The sequence below is a fragment of the Actinoplanes missouriensis 431 genome (genome assembly GCF_000284295.1).
Taxonomy (GTDB): domain Bacteria; phylum Actinomycetota; class Actinomycetes; order Mycobacteriales; family Micromonosporaceae; genus Actinoplanes; species Actinoplanes missouriensis.
In genome coordinates this window covers 6,640,002-6,656,226 of the sequence record NC_017093.1, presented here as the reverse complement: position 1 = coordinate 6,656,226, position 16,225 = coordinate 6,640,002, and the positions used below count along the sequence as shown (strand labels likewise).

The 16,225-nt window shown below is 72.4% G+C and carries 16 protein-coding genes; 10 read left to right on the top strand and 6 right to left on the bottom strand.

Features of this window, described 5'->3' with window-relative positions:
• The first annotated feature begins 41 nt into the window (after nt 1-41).
• The 8 genes from hisG to pheT all read left to right on the top strand — a co-directional run bounded on the left by hisG (nt 42) and on the right by pheT (nt 7,550).
• Nucleotides 42-905: an ATP phosphoribosyltransferase gene (hisG, locus tag AMIS_RS30470; protein WP_014446295.1), complete on the top strand. Its 864-nt coding sequence runs from the start codon at nt 42-44 to the stop codon at nt 903-905.
• Nucleotides 905-1,351: a PH domain-containing protein gene (locus tag AMIS_RS30465; protein WP_014446294.1), complete on the top strand. Its 447-nt coding sequence runs from the start codon at nt 905-907 to the stop codon at nt 1,349-1,351. The genes hisG and AMIS_RS30465 overlap by 1 nt, the downstream gene beginning before the upstream one ends.
• A 360-nt stretch (nt 1,352-1,711) precedes the next feature.
• Complete coding sequence (infC, locus tag AMIS_RS30460) at nt 1,712-2,323, top strand: translation initiation factor IF-3 (RefSeq protein ID WP_014446293.1); 612 nt, start codon at nt 1,712-1,714, stop codon at nt 2,321-2,323.
• A gap of 55 nt (nt 2,324-2,378) precedes the next feature.
• The gene (gene rpmI, locus AMIS_RS30455) at nt 2,379-2,573 is read left to right on the top strand and encodes a 50S ribosomal protein L35 (RefSeq protein WP_014446292.1); all 195 of its coding nucleotides are present in this window, start codon (nt 2,379-2,381) and stop codon (nt 2,571-2,573) included.
• Between the two features lie 36 nt (nt 2,574-2,609).
• A complete protein-coding gene (gene rplT / locus AMIS_RS30450) occupies nt 2,610-3,002 on the top strand; it encodes a 50S ribosomal protein L20 (protein ID WP_014446291.1) in 393 nt (130 codons plus the stop codon).
• A 68-nt stretch (nt 3,003-3,070) separates the two neighbouring features.
• Nucleotides 3,071-3,844 (top strand): TrmH family RNA methyltransferase, encoded by a 774-nt coding sequence (locus tag AMIS_RS30445; RefSeq protein WP_014446290.1) that lies wholly within the window; start codon nt 3,071-3,073, stop codon nt 3,842-3,844.
• 159 nt (nt 3,845-4,003) lie between these two features.
• The gene (locus tag AMIS_RS30440; protein ID WP_014446289.1) at nt 4,004-5,065 is read left to right on the top strand and encodes a phenylalanine--tRNA ligase subunit alpha; all 1,062 of its coding nucleotides are present in this window, start codon (nt 4,004-4,006) and stop codon (nt 5,063-5,065) included.
• 4 nt (nt 5,066-5,069) lie between these two features.
• The gene (gene pheT, locus AMIS_RS30435; protein WP_014446288.1) at nt 5,070-7,550 is read left to right on the top strand and encodes a phenylalanine--tRNA ligase subunit beta; all 2,481 of its coding nucleotides are present in this window, start codon (nt 5,070-5,072) and stop codon (nt 7,548-7,550) included.
• Nucleotides 7,551-7,670: 120 nt separating this feature from the next.
• Here pheT and AMIS_RS30430 read toward each other — a convergent pair whose 3' ends face one another.
• A complete protein-coding gene (locus AMIS_RS30430; protein WP_014446287.1) occupies nt 7,671-9,035 on the bottom strand; it encodes a M20/M25/M40 family metallo-hydrolase in 1,365 nt (454 codons plus the stop codon).
• A 65-nt stretch (nt 9,036-9,100) separates the two neighbouring features.
• Between AMIS_RS30430 and AMIS_RS30425 the strand changes: the two genes are divergently transcribed.
• The gene (locus AMIS_RS30425; protein ID WP_014446286.1) at nt 9,101-9,622 is read left to right on the top strand and encodes a VOC family protein; all 522 of its coding nucleotides are present in this window, start codon (nt 9,101-9,103) and stop codon (nt 9,620-9,622) included.
• A 64-nt stretch (nt 9,623-9,686) separates the two neighbouring features.
• On the opposite strand, the gene AMIS_RS30420 is transcribed toward AMIS_RS30425, so the two are convergent.
• The 5 genes from AMIS_RS30420 to AMIS_RS30400 are packed head-to-tail and all read right to left on the bottom strand — an operon-like array spanning nt 9,687 to nt 12,583.
• Complete coding sequence (locus AMIS_RS30420) at nt 9,687-9,926, bottom strand: hypothetical protein (protein ID WP_014446285.1); 240 nt, start codon at nt 9,924-9,926, stop codon at nt 9,687-9,689.
• A gap of 37 nt (nt 9,927-9,963) precedes the next feature.
• The gene (locus tag AMIS_RS30415; RefSeq protein ID WP_014446284.1) at nt 9,964-10,722 is read right to left on the bottom strand and encodes an SAM-dependent chlorinase/fluorinase; all 759 of its coding nucleotides are present in this window, start codon (nt 10,720-10,722) and stop codon (nt 9,964-9,966) included.
• Nucleotides 10,723-10,732: 10 nt separating this feature from the next.
• Complete coding sequence (locus AMIS_RS30410; RefSeq protein WP_014446283.1) at nt 10,733-11,020, bottom strand: hypothetical protein; 288 nt, start codon at nt 11,018-11,020, stop codon at nt 10,733-10,735.
• Between the two features lie 17 nt (nt 11,021-11,037).
• Entirely contained in the window at nt 11,038-11,775 is a 738-nt protein-coding gene (locus tag AMIS_RS30405) for an SDR family oxidoreductase (RefSeq protein WP_014446282.1), read from the bottom strand.
• 58 nt (nt 11,776-11,833) lie between these two features.
• On the bottom strand, nt 11,834-12,583 hold the full coding sequence (locus tag AMIS_RS30400; protein WP_014446281.1) for a GNAT family N-acetyltransferase: 750 nt from the start codon (nt 12,581-12,583) through the stop codon (nt 11,834-11,836).
• A gap of 326 nt (nt 12,584-12,909) precedes the next feature.
• Between AMIS_RS30400 and AMIS_RS30395 the strand changes: the two genes are divergently transcribed.
• Nucleotides 12,910-16,203 (top strand): DUF4132 domain-containing protein, encoded by a 3,294-nt coding sequence (locus AMIS_RS30395; RefSeq protein ID WP_014446280.1) that lies wholly within the window; start codon nt 12,910-12,912, stop codon nt 16,201-16,203.
• Nucleotides 16,204-16,225 lie beyond the last annotated feature (22 nt).

Below are 16,225 nucleotides of genomic sequence, written 5' to 3'. Positions count from 1 at the left end.
GTGTCCCCGACCCGTTGATCGAGATCGAAGGAGCACGTCCGATGCTGCGCATCGCCATTCCGAACAAGGGAACCCTCTCCGCACCCGCGTCACAGATGTTGCGCGACGCCGGTTACCGCCAGCGCACCGACCCCAAAGACCTGCTCTGCCGTGACGAAGCCAACAACGTCGAGTTCTTCTACCTCCGGCCGAAGGACATCGCGACGTACGTGGGCTCCGGTGACCTGGATCTCGGCATCACCGGCCGGGACCTGCTCGTCGACTCCGGCGTTCCGGCGAGCGAGCTGCTCGACCTGAACTTCGGGCGGGCCACGTTCCGCTGGGCGGCGCCGGCCGGCACGCTGCAGAGCGCCGACGAGATCAACGGCCGGCGGATCGCCACGGCCTACCCCGGCGTGGTCGGCCGGTACCTCACCGACAACGAGATCAAGGCGGACGTCGTACGCCTGGACGGCGCGGTCGAGAACGCGGTCCGGCTCGGTGTGGCCGACCTGATCGCGGACGTCGTCGAGACCGGCGCCACGCTGCGCCAGGCCGGGCTGGTCACGATCGGCGACCCGATCATGCAGTCGTCGGCGATCCTGATCAGTAGGGAAGCTGGCCCCAGCGGCCGCGAGGAGGAGACCCCGGCCGGCGCCGCGCAGCTGCTGCGGCGGCTGCAGGGCGTGCTCGTCGCCCGCAACTTCGTGATGCTGGCCTACGACGTCCGGGCGGATCTGCTGGAGCAGGCGACCGGACTGACCCCCGGCATCGAGTCGCCGACCGTGTCGCCGCTGCACCGGGAGGGCTGGGTCGCCGTGCAGGCGATGGTCCAGCGCGGCGACGCCCACCGGATCATGGACGAGCTCTACGACCTCGGCGCCCGGGCCATCCTGGTCACCGCCATCGCGAATTGCAGGCTCTGATGACAGCAGTGATCTACCGCCCCAAGAAGATCCGGCTGGTGGCCGTCCCGGCGGCGATCGCCGTGGCGGTCCTCTTCACGGTGCTCAGCTTCGGGTTGACCGGCAACGCCGGGTTCGAGAACTCGAAGGCCACGTTCCAGCGCGGCGACCAGGCCGCGATGATCGGCCTCGGGGTGCTGCTCGGCCTCGGCATCCTGGCGTTCTGCCGGCCGCGGGTCACCGCCGACGCCGAGGGCGTGCACGTGCGCAACGTGGTCGGCGGGTACGACCTGCCCTGGAACGTGGTGCGCGCGGTCCGCTTCGACCGGAACTCGGCGTGGGCGCACCTGGAGCTGCACGACGACGAGCAGGTGGCCGTGCACGCGTTGCAGGCGGTCGACCGGGACTACGCGGTGGAGGGCGTGCGTACCCTGCGGTCCCTGCACGCCGAAGCGACGCAGGCCTGACCAGGCTGGGGCTTCCCTTTCGCGCCTGGTAGACTTCCGGGCAGTCGACCACGCCCTGTGTAAACCGGGCGCGAAAGAGGAGCCCGCTAGGTTCCCACCCGAGTCACTCCGGTGGCTGGGTCCGGTCACCCCGCCAGGGCTTGCCCTCGGCGTGGGGGAGCGTCCTCCTGGGCGCCGATGACCGGTCGAGCGGGCCCCGCCATGTGCTGTCACGGCACTGACGGGGTCTTCTGCTTTCCCGGCGTCCTGCCACCAGCGGGACACTCGGGGCCGACCGCCATTGGCATCATTCGCAGCGCATCAGGCGTTACGAATGAGAGAACAACGTTCTGAGGAGGCCCCATCAGCGTCGAACCACGCGTGAACGAACAGATCCGGGCTCGTGAGGTCCGCCTGGTCGGTCCGGAGGGTGAGCAGGTCGGCATCGTGCCGCTCGAGCGCGCTCTCCAACTGGCTGCGGATGTCGACCTGGACCTGGTCGAGGTTGCTCCGATGGCGCGGCCGCCGGTGTGCAAGCTCATGGACTTCGGCAAGTTCAAGTACGAGAGCGCACTCAAGGCTCGCGAAGCGCGGCGCAACCAGCAGCAGACTGTCATCAAGGAAATGAAGCTGCGGCCGAAGATCGACCCGCACGACTACGAGACCAAAAAGGGTCACGTGGTGCGGTTCCTCAAGGCGGGCGACAAAGTCAAGGTGACGATCATGTTCCGCGGCCGTGAGCAGAGCCGCCCCGAGCTGGGCTTCCGGCTTCTCCGCCGGCTCAGCGAGGAGATCTCGGAGCTCGGCTTCGTCGAGGCCAGCCCGAAGCAGGACGGCCGAAACATGATCATGGTGTTGGCCCCGCATCGGGCCACCAAGGTCGCAGCGGCCGCCACGGCCGCCGCCAGCGCGCGCCCGCCGCGGGAGCCGCGCGAGGGTGAGGCCGAGGCTGAGGCCGCACCGGCCACGGTCGCCGACACCTCGGTAGAGTAATCAGCTTTTCCCCGTGTCCCCCTGGTTGCGGGGAAAGATCAGAAAGAGGCGTTCAGTGCCGAAGATGAAGAGCCACACCGGTATGGGCAAGCGGGTGAAGGTGACCGGCAAGGGCAAGCTCGTCACCGAGCAGGCCGGTAAGCGCCACCTGCTGGAGCACAAGTCCTCCCGGGTCACCCGCCGGATGACCGGCACGGTCACCGTGGCCAAGGCCGACACCAAGCGAGTGAACAAGCTTCTGGGTCGCTGACGCGAGCCTGACCGGTTCTTTAAGGAGTAACGAGAAATGGCACGCGTCAAGCGGGCGGTAAACGCCCAGAAGAAGCGCCGCACCCTGCTCGAAACCGCGAGTGGCTACCGCGGCCAGCGCTCGCGTCTGTACCGCAAGGCCAAGGAGCAGGTGCTGCACTCGATGCAGTACTCGTACCGCGACCGCCGTGACCGCAAGGGCGACTTCCGCCAGCTGTGGATCACCCGGATCAACGCGGCCGCTCGTGCCAACGGCATGACGTACAACCGCCTGATCCAGGGCCTGAAGCTGGCCGAGATCGAGGTCGACCGCAAGATCCTGGCCGACCTCGCGGTCAACGACGCCGCCGCGTTCGCCGGCATCGTCGAGATCGCCCGCGCGGCCGTCGCGGCCGAGGGCACCGGCGGCGCCGCCGCCCAGGCTGCCTGATTTACGCGAAGCACGTTAGGAGGCGCCTCCCTCGGGGGGCGCCTTCTCCATTTGGTGAGTCGGAGCCCATGTTCACACCTCGTACCCCCAGAATCGTCGCGGCCCGGCGCCTGCAGCGGCGCAAGGACCGCGACCAGAGCGGCCGATTCCTCGCCGAAGGGCCGCAGGCCGTTCGCGAGGCCCTCGCCGCCGGCGCCGTGCTGGAGCTCTTCGGCACCGCGGCCGGGCTGACCCGGTACGCCGACCTGGCCGCGATGGCGCTCGAGGTCTCCCCGGTCACCGACGAGGCCCTGGCCGCGCTCACCGAGACCGTGCACCCGCAGGGCCTGGTCGCGGTCTGCGAGCAGAACGACGTGCCGATCGCCGCGGCGCTGGCGAAACAGCCGCGGCTGGTCGCGGTGGTCGCCGAGATCCGCGACCCGGGCAACGCCGGCACCGTGCTGCGCACCGCCGACGCCGCCGGCGCGAGCGCGGTGATCTTCGCGGGCGACGCCGTCGACCCCTACAACGGCAAGTGTGTCCGGGCCTCGGCCGGCTCACTGTTCCACGTGGACGTGGTCCGGACCCCGCTGACCGTGCTCGACCTGCTGCAGGACAGCGGCCTGCAGGTGCTCGCCACCAGCGGAACCGGCGAGGACGACGTGGACTCGCTGCTGGACGGCGGTCAGCTGGCCGCGCCGACCGCGTGGCTGTTCGGCTCGGAGGCGCACGGGCTGCCCTCGTCCGTGCTGGACGCCGCCGATCGGCGGGTCCGGGTGCCGATCTACGGCGGAGCGGAGAGCCTCAACCTCGCCGCGGCCGCCGCCGTCTGTTTATATGCCTCGGCCCGCGCGCAGCGCTGAGGGTAAAGTGGTGCGCATGTCAGGTCTGTGGATCTCCTTTATCCGGCCCGCTGGTCGCGGGCGCCGGATCTGACTTCTCTGCGCTCCCTCTGACCGGCGGGCTGCGGCCGCGCCGCGCCTCCGTAGACTGCCCCGTGGCAAATCCGTGTGAGGGAGACCATGTCCTACCGCAACGATCCTTACGATCCGAAGCAGGCCGTCCTGCTGGCGCCTGAGTCGCTCGAGGGCGCGGTCGCCGAGGCGGAGAAGGCCTTCGCCGCCGCCGCCGACCTCGACGCGCTCGCCGCGCTCAAGCCCGCGCACCTCGGTGACCGCTCGCCGATCTCGCTCGCCCGCCGGGAGATCGGCTCGCTGCCCCCGGCCGCGAAATCCGACGCCGGCAAGCGGGTCAACGTGGCACGCCAGGCCGTGCAGGCCGCCTTCGACGCCCGCACCGCCGAGCTGGAGGCCGACCGCGCCGCCCGGGTGCTCGTCGAGGAGCGCGTCGACGTCACCCTGCCGTGGACGCGCCGCCCGCGCGGCGCCCGGCACCCGCTGACCACGCTGATGGAGCACATGGGCGACGTCTTCGTCGGCATGGGCTACGACATCGTCGACGGTCCCCAGCTGGAGCTGGAGTGGGCCAACTTCGACGCGCTCAACATCGGCCCGGACAACCCGGTGCGCGGCTCCTCGGACACCTTCTTCGTGGACCTGCCCGGCCTGGTGATGCGGACCCACACGTCGCCCGGCCAGGTCCGCACGATGCTGGACCGGCAGCCGCCGATCTACATCGTGAGCCCCGGTCGCGCGTACCGGACCGACGAGCTGGACGCCACGCACAGCCCGGTGTTCCACCAGATCGAGGGCCTGGTCATCGACGAGGGCATCACGATGGCCCACCTGCGCGGCACCCTCGACTACTTCGCCAAGGCGATGTTCGGGCCGGATGCGAAGACCCGCTGGCGTCCGCACTACTTCCCGTTCACCGAGCCGTCCGCCGAGTTCGACGTCTGGTTCGCGCAGCACCGCGACGGCCCGCGCTGGGTCGAGTGGGGTGGCTGCGGCATGGTCAACCCGCGGGTGCTCACCGCCTGCGGCATCGACCCCGAGAAATACTCCGGGTTCGCGTTCGGCATGGGTGTCGAGCGGACCCTGATGTTCCGCAACGGCGTCTCCGACATGCGCGACATGGTCGAGGGCGACGTGCGGTTCACCACGAACTTCGGAATGGAGTCCTGAAGCGATGAAGACGACACTGTCGTGGCTGCGCGAGTTCGTCGAGCTGCCCGCCGGGATCACCGCTTCGGAGCTGGACACCGCCCTGACCAACCTGGGCATGGAGGTCGAGAGCATCGTCGACCAAGCCGCCACGGTCGCCGGTGACCTGGTCGTCGGGCGGGTGCTCACCATCGAGGAGCTGACCGGTTTCAAGAAGCCGATCCGGTTCACCACCGTCGACGTCGGCCGGGACGCCCCGCAGGAGATCGTCTGCGGCGCCCGCAACTTCGCCGAGGGCGACCTCGTGGTGGTCATCCTCCCCGGTGGCGAGCTGCCCGGCGGATTCAAGATCGGCGCCCGGAAGACGTACGGCCGGAACTCCAACGGCATGATCTGCTCCGCCGCCGAGCTGGGCCTCTCCGGCGACCACTCGGGCATCATCGTGCTGCCCGAGGACTCCGTGGCCCCGGGCGCCGACGCGCGCCCGGTCGTCGGTCTCGACGAGGTGCTGATCGAGGTCGAGATCACCCCCGACCGGGGGTACGAGATGAGCGTCCGCGGCATCGCGCGGGAGCTCGCGACGTACTTCGGCGTCCCGTTCCTCGACCCGGCCGACCTGGACGCACCGGGCGCGACCGCCGGCGTGCCGCACCCGGTCGCGATCGAGGACACCGTCGGGTGCGACAGGTTCGCGGCCCGTGTGGTGCGCGGCATCGACCCGGACGCGCCGTCCCCGGAGTGGATGCAGCGCCGCCTCGTCGCCGCCGGCATCCGCACCATCTCGCTGCCGGTCGACATCACCAACTACCTGATGCTCGAGCTCGGCCAGCCGATGCACGTCTTCGACCTGAACCGGCTCAAGGGCGGCCTCGTGGTGCGCCGCGCCCACCCCGGCGAGAAACTCACGACGCTGGACGGTGTGGCCCGGGCGCTGGACGCCGAGGACATGGTGATCTGCGACGAGACCGGTCCGATCTCGCTCGCCGCGGTGATGGGCGGCGAGACCAGCGAGTGGCAGGAGGGCACGGTCGACGTGCTCCTCGAGGCCGCGCACTGGGACCCGGTGATGGTCGGGCGGACCGCTCGCCGGCACAAGCTGTTCAGCGAGGCCGCCAAGCGGTGGGAGCGCGGCGTCGACCCGCAGCTGCCGCTCGTCGCGCTGGAGCGGGCCGTCGAGATCCTCACCGAGCGCGCCGGCGGTGACGTCGACGAGCGCGTCCTGGACATCAACCACGTGACGCCGCCGCAGGTGGTCCGGCTGCCTGTCGCAGTGCCCTCCTCGCTGATCGGGCTCTCCTACTCGGCCGCTGAGGTCGCCGAGCTGCTGACCAAGGTCGGCTGCTCCGCCGAGCTGATCGGTGACGAGCTGGAGGTCGTGCCGCCGTCCTGGCGTCCCGACCTGCTCGCCCCGATCGACCTGGTCGAGGAGGTGGCGCGGCTCGGTGGGTACAACGAGATTCCGAGCGTGCTGCCGCCGGCCGGCAGCAGCAAGGGGCTCACCGCGGCGCAGCGTCAGCGTCGCTCGATCGGCCGGGCTCTCGCCGAGAACGGCTACGTCGAGGTGCTGTCCTACCCGTTCGTGGCGCCCGGCACGGCGGACGCGCTCGGTCTCGCGGCCGACGACCCCCGGCGCAGCGCGGTGCGGCTCACCAACCCGCTCTCCGAGGAGGAGCCGCTGCTGCGTACGTCGCTGCTCGCGCCCCTGCTCGGCACGCTCAAGCGCAACCTGAGCCGGGGCCGCCGGGACGTCGCGCTCTTCGAGACCGGCACGGTGTTCCTGCCGCACCTCACGGCGGCCGCGCCCCCGGTGCTCGGCGTCGACAGGCGTCCGACCGTGGACGAGTGGACCGCCGCGAACGCGATCGTCCCCGAGCAGCCGTGGCACCTCGCCGTCGCGCTGACCGGCGACATCGACCCGGCCGGCTGGTGGGGTGAGGGGCGCGCGGCCTCCTGGGCGGACGCCGTCGAGGCGGCGCGCGTCGCGGTCGCGGCCGCAGGCCTGCCCGCTTCGCGGATTTCGGTACGGGCTGCCGAGTACGCCCCGTGGCACCCCGGCCGCTGCGCCGAGATCCTGGTCGACGGCGCCGTGGTCGGCCACGCGGGTGAGCTGCACCCGTCCGTGATCGCGGCGTTCGACCTGCCGAAGCGCACGTCGGCGGCGGAGCTGAACCTGACCCTGCTCCCCGCCGCCCCGGTGATCGACGCGACCCGGATCTCCACGTTCCCGGCCGCGCTGATCGACGTGGCGCTGGTCCTGGACCGCACGGTCCCGGCCGCGGATGTGCAGGCCGCGCTCGCCGAGGGCGCGGGGGAGCTGCTCGAGTCGGTGTCGCTCTTCGACGTGTACGAGTCGGAGCAGCTCGGTTCCGGCAAGCGGTCGCTGGCCTACAAGCTGACGTTCCGCGCCCCGGACCGGACGCTGACCTCGGAGGAGACGATCGCGGCCCGGGACACGGCCGTGGCCGTGACGGCTTCCCGTTTCGGCGCCGTCCTGCGCGGCGCCTGACCCGCGTGGGTGACGTCGGGCGCGCTCCGCACCCGACCTCACCCACGCTGAGCCGGTCTCCCGTGCGTGTGGAGCCGGGGTGCGCTCCGCGCCTCGGCTCCACACGCTGCGTGGCGCCGGTCAGCTGCCCGGTTGCGGGGCGGCTGCCGGGCTGCGGTTGCCGGACGTGTCGACCGCCCGTACGCCGAAGAAGACGTTGTCCTTGGAAAGGTCGATCGTCACCTCGGACACCTTGCCGACCTTGACGACGTGCTCCCAGTCCGGGGCCGTGGTCTCCCGCCAGACCACCTCGTAACCCGCGAGGTCCGGCTCGGTGCCGGGCTGCCAGCGCAGCGTGGTCTCGTTGGTCAACTGGGTGGTGTCGATGACGACGCCGCGCGGGGTGCCCGGCGCCTGGGCGAGGCTCCACAGGGCGGCGGCGTTCACCCGGGCCACCCGGGCGATGTAGCCGAAGTCGCAGAACTCGACCAGGTCGCCGTACTGGACGCCGTTCTCCACCCGCACGTCCTGGTGCTCGTGCGCGAAGTTCTCCCGCGGCTCGGTGAAGCGCCCGGCCGGATAGCCGCGGAGCAGGAACGAGATGTGGTCACTGCCGCGCAGGTAGCGGTCGCGGCGCCAGACGACGCGCACGTCCGTGCCCTCCGGCGCCACGTCCTCGACGAACCGGCCCAGTTGCCGGGACGGGCCGTCGTTCTCGCCGCCGACGCTCCGGCGGGTGTTCGCCTGGGCCGGCGTCTCCGAGGTCGGCACACCCTCCACGAAGAGCCGCACCGTCCGGTTGGCGGGGCGGGTGCCGTCGTGGGCGTCGCCGGTGCCGACGATGTCGTTGCTGAACATGGCCTGGATGTCGGCGTTCGCGTCCCGGTAGGCCTGTGCCATGTGGTCCGAGCCGTACAGTCCCTGCTCCTCGCCGGCGACCGCGGCGAAGACCAGCGTCGCCTCGGAGTCGCGGGTGGCGAGCACCCGGGCCAGCTCCATGATCACGGCGACACCCGAGGCGTCGTCGTCGGCGCCGGGCGCGTCGCTCTCGGCGTCCATCACGTCGGAGGCGCGGGAGTCGTAGTGGCCGGTCACCACGTAGATCCGCTCCGGGGCGACGCTGCCGCGCAGGGTGGCGATCACGTTGGTGATCGTGGTGGGCGCCGGGATCCGGGGTGAGACCGGCTGGACGAAGGACTGGAGTTCCACGGTCATTCGGCCGGCGCTCTTCGACGCGTACCCCTGTAGTTGTTGGAAGATCCAGTCGCGGGCGGCGCCGATGCCACGGACCGGGTCGGTCGGGGAGGAGAGGGTGTGCCGGGTGCCGAAGGCGGCGAGCCGGCGGACGGTCGCCTCGATCCGCTTCGGGTCGATCTCCCGCAGGATCGCGCGGAGGCGGGCGTCGGGCGTCCGAGCCGGTGAACCGGCTGCGTGGGCGGCCACCGGGATCGCCAGGGGTGCGGCGACGGCGGTGGCCGACAGGGAGAGAACGGTGCGTCTATCCATAGGCGGCAGTCTATGTCTAGCGATTGCGGCCATGAACTGTCCTGAATCGCGTTTAGCTTTTTCGCATGACGACACCGCAGGGTTACACCACCGTCGCGCCATGGGTGGTCACCGACGACACCGGCGCCTTCCTCGACTTCGTGACCGAAGTCTTCGCCGGGGAGGAACTGGCGCGGGTGCGCACCGAGGACGGCCTGATCGGTCACGGCGAGATCCGGGTCGGCGACACCGTCGTCCTGGCGTTCGACAGGCGCCCCGAGTGGCCGGAGACGCCGAGCCTGCTCCGCGTCTTCGTCCCGGACGCCGACGCGGTCTTCGCCCGTGCCACGGCGGCCGGCGCACGCGCGGTCACCCCGATCGCGAACGACGCGTTCGGCAACCGGGGTGGCCGGATCCGCGATCCGTTCGGCACCATCTGGTGGGTGGTGAGTCACCTCGAGGACGTCGCCGAGGACGAGATGTGGCGCCGGCTCGCCGAGCCGGCCTACGCGGACGGCATGCGGATCGCCCAGGAAACCCTGGACGCCGAGCTCAGCGGCCGGGAGCGGGGGCGCGGCAGCACGCCGCTGAAGCCGGAGGCGAGGTGAGCGCGTCGCGGGCGGGCCCGCCGCCCGCGGCGGTGATGTCGATCGAGCTGCGGGACGCCCAGATCTACTGATCACCCGGCGCCGAGCGATAGGCGGCCGCGAGGTCGGACCGCCGCCGCCACACCCACGCCAGGTAGGCGGCGCAGACCACCAGCATGACCACGCCGCAGGTGATCCAGGCCCAGCGATTGAACGGCTCGCCGGCCAGGGCGGCTCTGACGAACGCGAGGACCGCGAGCGCGAGCGGACCGCCGCCCCAGGTGAGGTCGCTGACGGTCAGGTCGCGCAGGATGCGTTTCAGCATGATCCACACTGTACGAAGCGAGCTCCAGCGGGAGACGTCAGCTGACGATCTCGACCGGGGTGCCGGCGCGCGGGTGGCCGAAGATCTGCGCGGCGCTGTCGCCGCGGGAGAGGAGCTCGTAGAAGGCGCGACCGTTCCACCCCGAGCTGCCCGGCGCGAACGACATCGCGCCGGCCGGGACCTCGAAGACGCCGTCGCTGACCGTCGCGGACGCCTCGGCCTGGCCGATCCGCACCCGGACGACCGTGCCGGCCGGCGCGGGCGGCTCGTCCCAGGTGGTCTTGAGGTTGCCGTAACCGTCGGTGTACGCCACGGCCTGTTTCGGCGGCGGCCCGACCGGCAGCTCCTCGCCGAGCAGGCTGTCGTCGCCGCCGGCCAGGGCGGCGAGCGCGGCCGGGAACACGTCCCGCGAGCGGAACTGGGAGCCGTGGTCGGCGACTCGCACCGCGCGGACCGGGACGCCCTCGGCGGCCAGGAAGGAGAGGCTGGCGCCGGAGTTCACGCCGACGACCAGCACGCCCGAGTCGAGGCGGGCGGCGGCGAGGCGCTCCCCGGCGTTGTTCGCCCGGGGCTCGTCGCGGTCGCGGCGGGGTGCGACGTTCGCATAGACGATCCGGTCGGACGGCCCCTCGCCCAGGGCGAGCTGGGCCACGCAGAAGCCGGCCGCGACCGTGTCGAACGGCGGCACCGGCACCGCGGTGACGTCGGCCTCGGGCAGCAGCAGGGCGAGGTGCTGGCGGACCTCGGCGAAGGCGAGATCGCCGGTGCCGTAGTCGGCGACGACGGTGAGCAGCATGAATCGAAGATTACTCCTCTTTGGGGCGGTTTGCCCGGAGTAGCTGTCGAGCCTCCAGGCGCTCCTCGGGGTCCACCCGTGTGCAGCCCGAGGAGATCAGCTCCCAGCCGCCGCCGGCGAGAGCGTCGTCGATCAGCGACCGGACCCGGTCCACCCGGTGCGGCTCGGCCGCGAAGAGCAGGCGAAGCCGGTCACCACGCAGGTGGACGACGACGTCGTGGCCGGCGAGCGCCGCGGCGACCGCGGACTCGTCCGGAGCCGGGACCAGCACCGCCTGGTGCGCGTAGACCTGCCGCATGACCGCAACGGTAGCTCTCAGTCGATGGTGTGCCCGCCGTTGACGGTGATCCGCTCGCCGGTCACGAAACGGGCCGCGTCGGAAACCACGAACGCGACCACGTCCGCCACCTCCTGCGGGGTGCCGATCCGGCCCAGAGGGACGTCGGCGACGTACCCGGCGGTGTCCTCTCCGGTGATCGGGCCGTGCCGCTCCACCGGGATCCAGCCGGGTGCCACCACGTTCACCGTGACGCCGTATCGTCCCAGCTCGCGGGCCCAGGTGCGGGCCAGCCCGAGCTGTGCGCCCTTGGCCGCGTTGTAGGCGGAGGCGCCCGGGATGGCCCGCTCGAACGAATCCGAGCCGATGTGGACGAACCGCCCGGAGCCGAGCGCGCGCATCCCCGGCAGGGCGGCGGCGAGCAGCAGCGTCGGGCTCTTCACGAAGAACTCCAGCTGGTCCAGGTGGTCGCGCCAGGAGACCTCCTCGGCGGGCGCCGGCGGCTGCGGTCCGGTCGCGTTCGCCACCACGGTCTGGACGGGGCCCAACCGGTCGGTCACTTCGGCGACCAGGTCCCGTACCCCTGCCTCGTCGGTGATGTCGGCCCGCACCGCCGCAGCGTTCCCACCTGCCGCGACGATGTCCGCGGCGACGCGCTCGGCGCCGTCGGCGTCGGACCGATAGTTGATCGCCACCGGCCATCCGTCGGTGGCGAGCCGGCGGGCGATGTGCGCGCCCAGCCCGCGCGAGGCTCCGGTGACGAGGGCACTTCCCATGATCGGCACAGCGGTACGGTACCGCGCCGGCGCACCTGAGCACGCCGGCGCGGCAGGCTCACCGGGAGATGTAGAGCCGGCGTCCGGCCGGCGCGAAACCGACCCGCTCGTAAACGCGCCAGGAGTCCTCGCCGCCCGCCTCCAGCCAGGCGATCTCCACGCCGCGGGCGAACAGCAGCCGGGCGATCTCCGCGGTGATCGCGCCGCCGAGGCCACGCCGCCGGAACGGCTCCCGGACCCCGATGCCGCCGATCTCACTGAGCCTGTCCTGCGGTGTCATCGCCTGCCCGCCACCTGCGCGTTCACCGTCCGCGGCGCGCGCGAGCAGGGCTATTCCGCCACCGTCCTGCGTGCGGCGGATCCGGGCGACATCGCCGTCCGACGCCTCCGCCGGCGCACCGAACGCCTCGTTCGTCGCCGCGGCCAGATCGGCCCGGTCCGGGTCCGTGCGGGCTTCCGCCAGGATCACATCCGAGGGTACGGGCGGAGCGTTCAGCGTCTGCGGGGTGCAGATCAGGTACTCCTGCCGGGCCTCGACCGTGAAACCGGCCGCCAGCAGGAGACTCTCCAGGCCGGGAGAGCTGCTCGTGACGTACTCCAGGCGGGGTTTGCGGCCGGCCTGCTCGAACGCCTCGATCAGCGCCCGGACGTCGGCCGCGGTGATGGCGGCGCCGGGCTGCGGCGTCGCGTAGTTGACGAAGGGACTGTCGGTTCCGGCGTCGAAACCGGCCACGAACGGGCCGACCTCGACGGCCTGCGGACGGGTACGCAGGTTGGACACGACGGAGCGCTGGATGCGCAGATCCATGATGGGAGAAACCTTTTCGAAAGAGGAGGTGAAGACGTCTGCGGGAACGTGGGACCACCGCGGACGGACGGAACCGTCAGCGGCGGCCGCTCGGCCGGGCGGCGATCACAGGCTTCACTCTTTCGAGCACTCGGGGAGCACGGTCGATCCGCGCTCGCCCGGTGAGGTTTTCACACCGTGGGACGGTCACGCAAGCACCGGTGCGGCCCGGCCGCCTGCGCGTCCCGCACCGGGCTTGGGATCCACTCGGGTCCACATCGGAGCATGTGTCCACGGGTGTCGATGTCTTCGGTTTTTTGTCGGTGGGCCTCGCTAGGGTTCCGGCCATGCTTTCGTTCGCGATCCCGTCCGGGTGGCGCCGATTCGTGCTGCCGCGCCGGGCCGATGCCCCGCCGATGCCCCCGGTCCAGCGGGCGCGGGTCCAGCATGCCGCCGAGCTGATCACCGCGTTCCACGGTGACGTGCTCTCCTCCTTCGGGCATCGGAAGACGTCCGGTGAGATCGCCGAGGCCGGCCGGGCCTGCCTGAGCGAGGACCCGGCGGCGTCACCGCTCGGCGCGGCCGCCGTGGCCTGCGTGATCGCCGGGCTGCTCGGCGGCAACCGGCTGGAGGAGGCCGACGCCTTCGGCGACTACTGGCGCGACAGGCACGGGCTGCCGTTCGCCGCCGCCGCGACGGCCGAGCTCGCGAACCTCTGGTCGAGCGGACCCGGGGTCACCGCAGCCGCGCCGGACCGGGAGGCGACGGGTTACCCGGCGATCCTCGCCGGCCGGATCGCCGACCGTCTGCGCCGGGCCGTCACGGCCGCCGCGCCCGAGGATTACCAGCAGGTCGTCGCGGCTCTCGCGGGGGTGCGCGGCCCGTCGCTGCCGCAACGTGCGGTGATCTCGGTGATGGCTCCCGACGAGATCGCCTGGGCCCACGAGATCATCGGGCAGGTGCTCGGCCGGAGCGACCGGTGGATGATCAAGATGCTTCTGCTCAGCGTGGTCACCGACGGGTCGCTCGGTCTGCGGCTCGCCGAGGAGACAAGCACCTGGCAGGTGACGCACGACTCCCGGCTCCTCTACACGTTCGTCGCCGGCGTCGGCGACGCGTCGGTCCCGGCGCTCACCCACTGGCTCGACGAGGACGGCACCGCCGACGGGCAGAAAAAGCTGCTCGGCGCGCTCGCCGCGGTCGGCACCGACGAGGCGTTCGCCGCGCTCGTCGACCGGCTCGACCGGCCGCACGTGCCCGGCGCCGTCGCCGAGGTGGCCGCCCGCCACCCGGACCGTGCCCTGCGGGTGCTCGCCGCGTCCGACCGGCCCGCGGCCACCCGCCTCCTGCGTACCCAGGTGGTCAGCCGGATGGACCTCGCCGCCGAGATCCGCCCGCAGCTCGCCGGCCCGGCCGCGGAGCGTCTCGACGCGGTCGTCGGCGCGCTGACCGCGGCCGCCGCGGACAGCGCCGACCCGGCCGACCTGCCCGGCGTGCTCGCCGACCCGCCGTGGATCACCCCGGTCACCCGGAAACCGCTAGTCGTCCCGGGTCTCACCGCCGGCGACCCGGCGCGTGTCGCGTGGCAGCCCGGCGAGCGGGAGGCCTGGGGGCAGAGCGACTGGGCCCGCCGGCACGGCGGCTCGCTCGACTTCGCCCGGGTCGCCCGCCTGGTCGGCACGCCCGAGGCCAGCCCGTGGGACGAGATCGCCTTCTTCCTGGCCGCCCCCGACGAGCTGACCCGTCCCCTGATCGAGCGCTGGCGGCCCGCCGACGTCTGGGACGTCGCCGAGTGGGGCCGGGCGCTGCTCGCGCGCTACGACGAGGCCGCCGTCCCGGTCCTCACCGACTGCGCGCGGCGCGCCCCGGTCACCGTCGCGCCGGTCCTGGCGCCGATCGCGTCCCCCGAGGTCGCGCTGCTGACGGCGGGCTGGCACGGGCGTCTCCGGTCGGTGCGCGGGATCGCCGCGACCTGGCTGTCCCGGCATGCCGCCGCGGCGGCCCGCGCGCTGGTCCCGGTCGCGACCGGCCCGGTCACCGGCAAGGCCGCCGCCGCGCGCGCCGACGCGGAGGACGGTCTGCGCGCCCTGGCCGGCGCGGGCCACGCGGGCGAGGTGCGCGCGGCCGCCGAGGCGTTCGGTCCGGAGGCCGTCGCGGCGGTGGAGGAGATCCTGGCGGTCGACCCGCTGACGATCCTCCCCAAGGTCATCCCCGACGTGCCGGAGTGGGCCAACCCGGCGCTGCTGCCCCCGATCCGGCTCACCGGCGGGCGGGGCACGCTGCCGGCGAGCGCGGTGGGCCACCTGCTGACCATGCTGGCGATGTCCCGGCTCGGCGAGGCGTACCCGGGGCTGGACCCGGTGCGCGCCGCGTGCGAGCCGGCCGACCTCGCCGCGTTCGCCTGGGCGCTGTTCACCGAGTGGCGCGAGGCCGGGCACCCGGCGAAACAGAACTGGGCGCTGGACGCGACGGGTCTGCTCGGCGACGACGACACGGTGCGCCGGCTCGCCCCGGTGATCCGCGCCTGGCCCGGCGAAGGCGGCCACGCCCGCGCGGTGACCGGCCTCGACGTGCTCGCCGAGATCGGCACCGACGTCGCCCTGATGTACCTGCACGGCATCGCGCAGAAGGTCAAGTTCCGTGGCCTCAGGGAGCGCGCCCAGGAGAAGATCGCGGAGCTGGCCGCCGCGCTCGGCTTGAGCGCCGACGAACTCGCCGACCGTCTCGTGCCCGACCTCGGGCTGGACGCCGGCGGCAGCATGGTCCTCGACTACGGCCGCCGGCAGTTCACGGTCGGCTTCGACGAGCAGCTGAAACCGTTCGTGGCGGACGCGTCCGGGCGGCGGCTCAAGGCGCTGCCGAAACCTGGCGCGCAGGACGATCCGGTGCTGGCGCCGGAGGCGTACCAGAGGTTCTCGGCCTTGAAGAAGGACGTCCGGGCGATCGCGGCCGACCAGGTGCGGCGCCTGGAGCGGGCCATGGTCGACCAGCGCCGGTGGAGCGGCGCCGACTTCCAGCGGTACTTCGCGGGCCATCCGCTGCTGCGGCACCTGGTGCGCCGGCTGGTCTGGCTGCGGATCGGGGAGTCCACCGGCGTGCGCCTGGCCGAGGACGGCACGTTCGCGGACGTGACCGACGAGACGGTGGCGCTGCACGACGACGAGGAGATCGCGGTGGCACACCCGCTGCGGCTCGGCGACGCGTTGCCGGCGTGGGCCGAGGTCTTCGCGGACTACGAGATCCTGCAGCCGTTCCCGCAGCTCGGCCGCGAGGTCGAGGCGCTCGCTCCGGAGCAGATCGAGGAACGCCTGGGCCGGGCCTTCCTCGGCGTGCGGGTGCCGACCACCACGCTGCTCGGCCTGGAGCGGCGCGGCTGGCATCGCGGCGCGCCGCAGGACGCCGGGGTGCAGGACTGGTTCGAGCGGGACGTGCCGGGCGACCTCACCCTGGTCGCCGGGATCGATCCGGGCATCGCGGTCGGCGCGCTCGACGTGCTGCCCGAGCAGCAGATCACCGAGGTCTACCTGGACGATCGCCACGGCTACCGCGGCTATCGGCGGCGCGAGAGCAGCCGGCTCGCCGAGCTCGACCCGATCGTGGCGGCCGAGGCGCTGCGGGACCTGACCGAGGTGCTGCGGTGACGGGCGAGGACGTGCCGCTCCA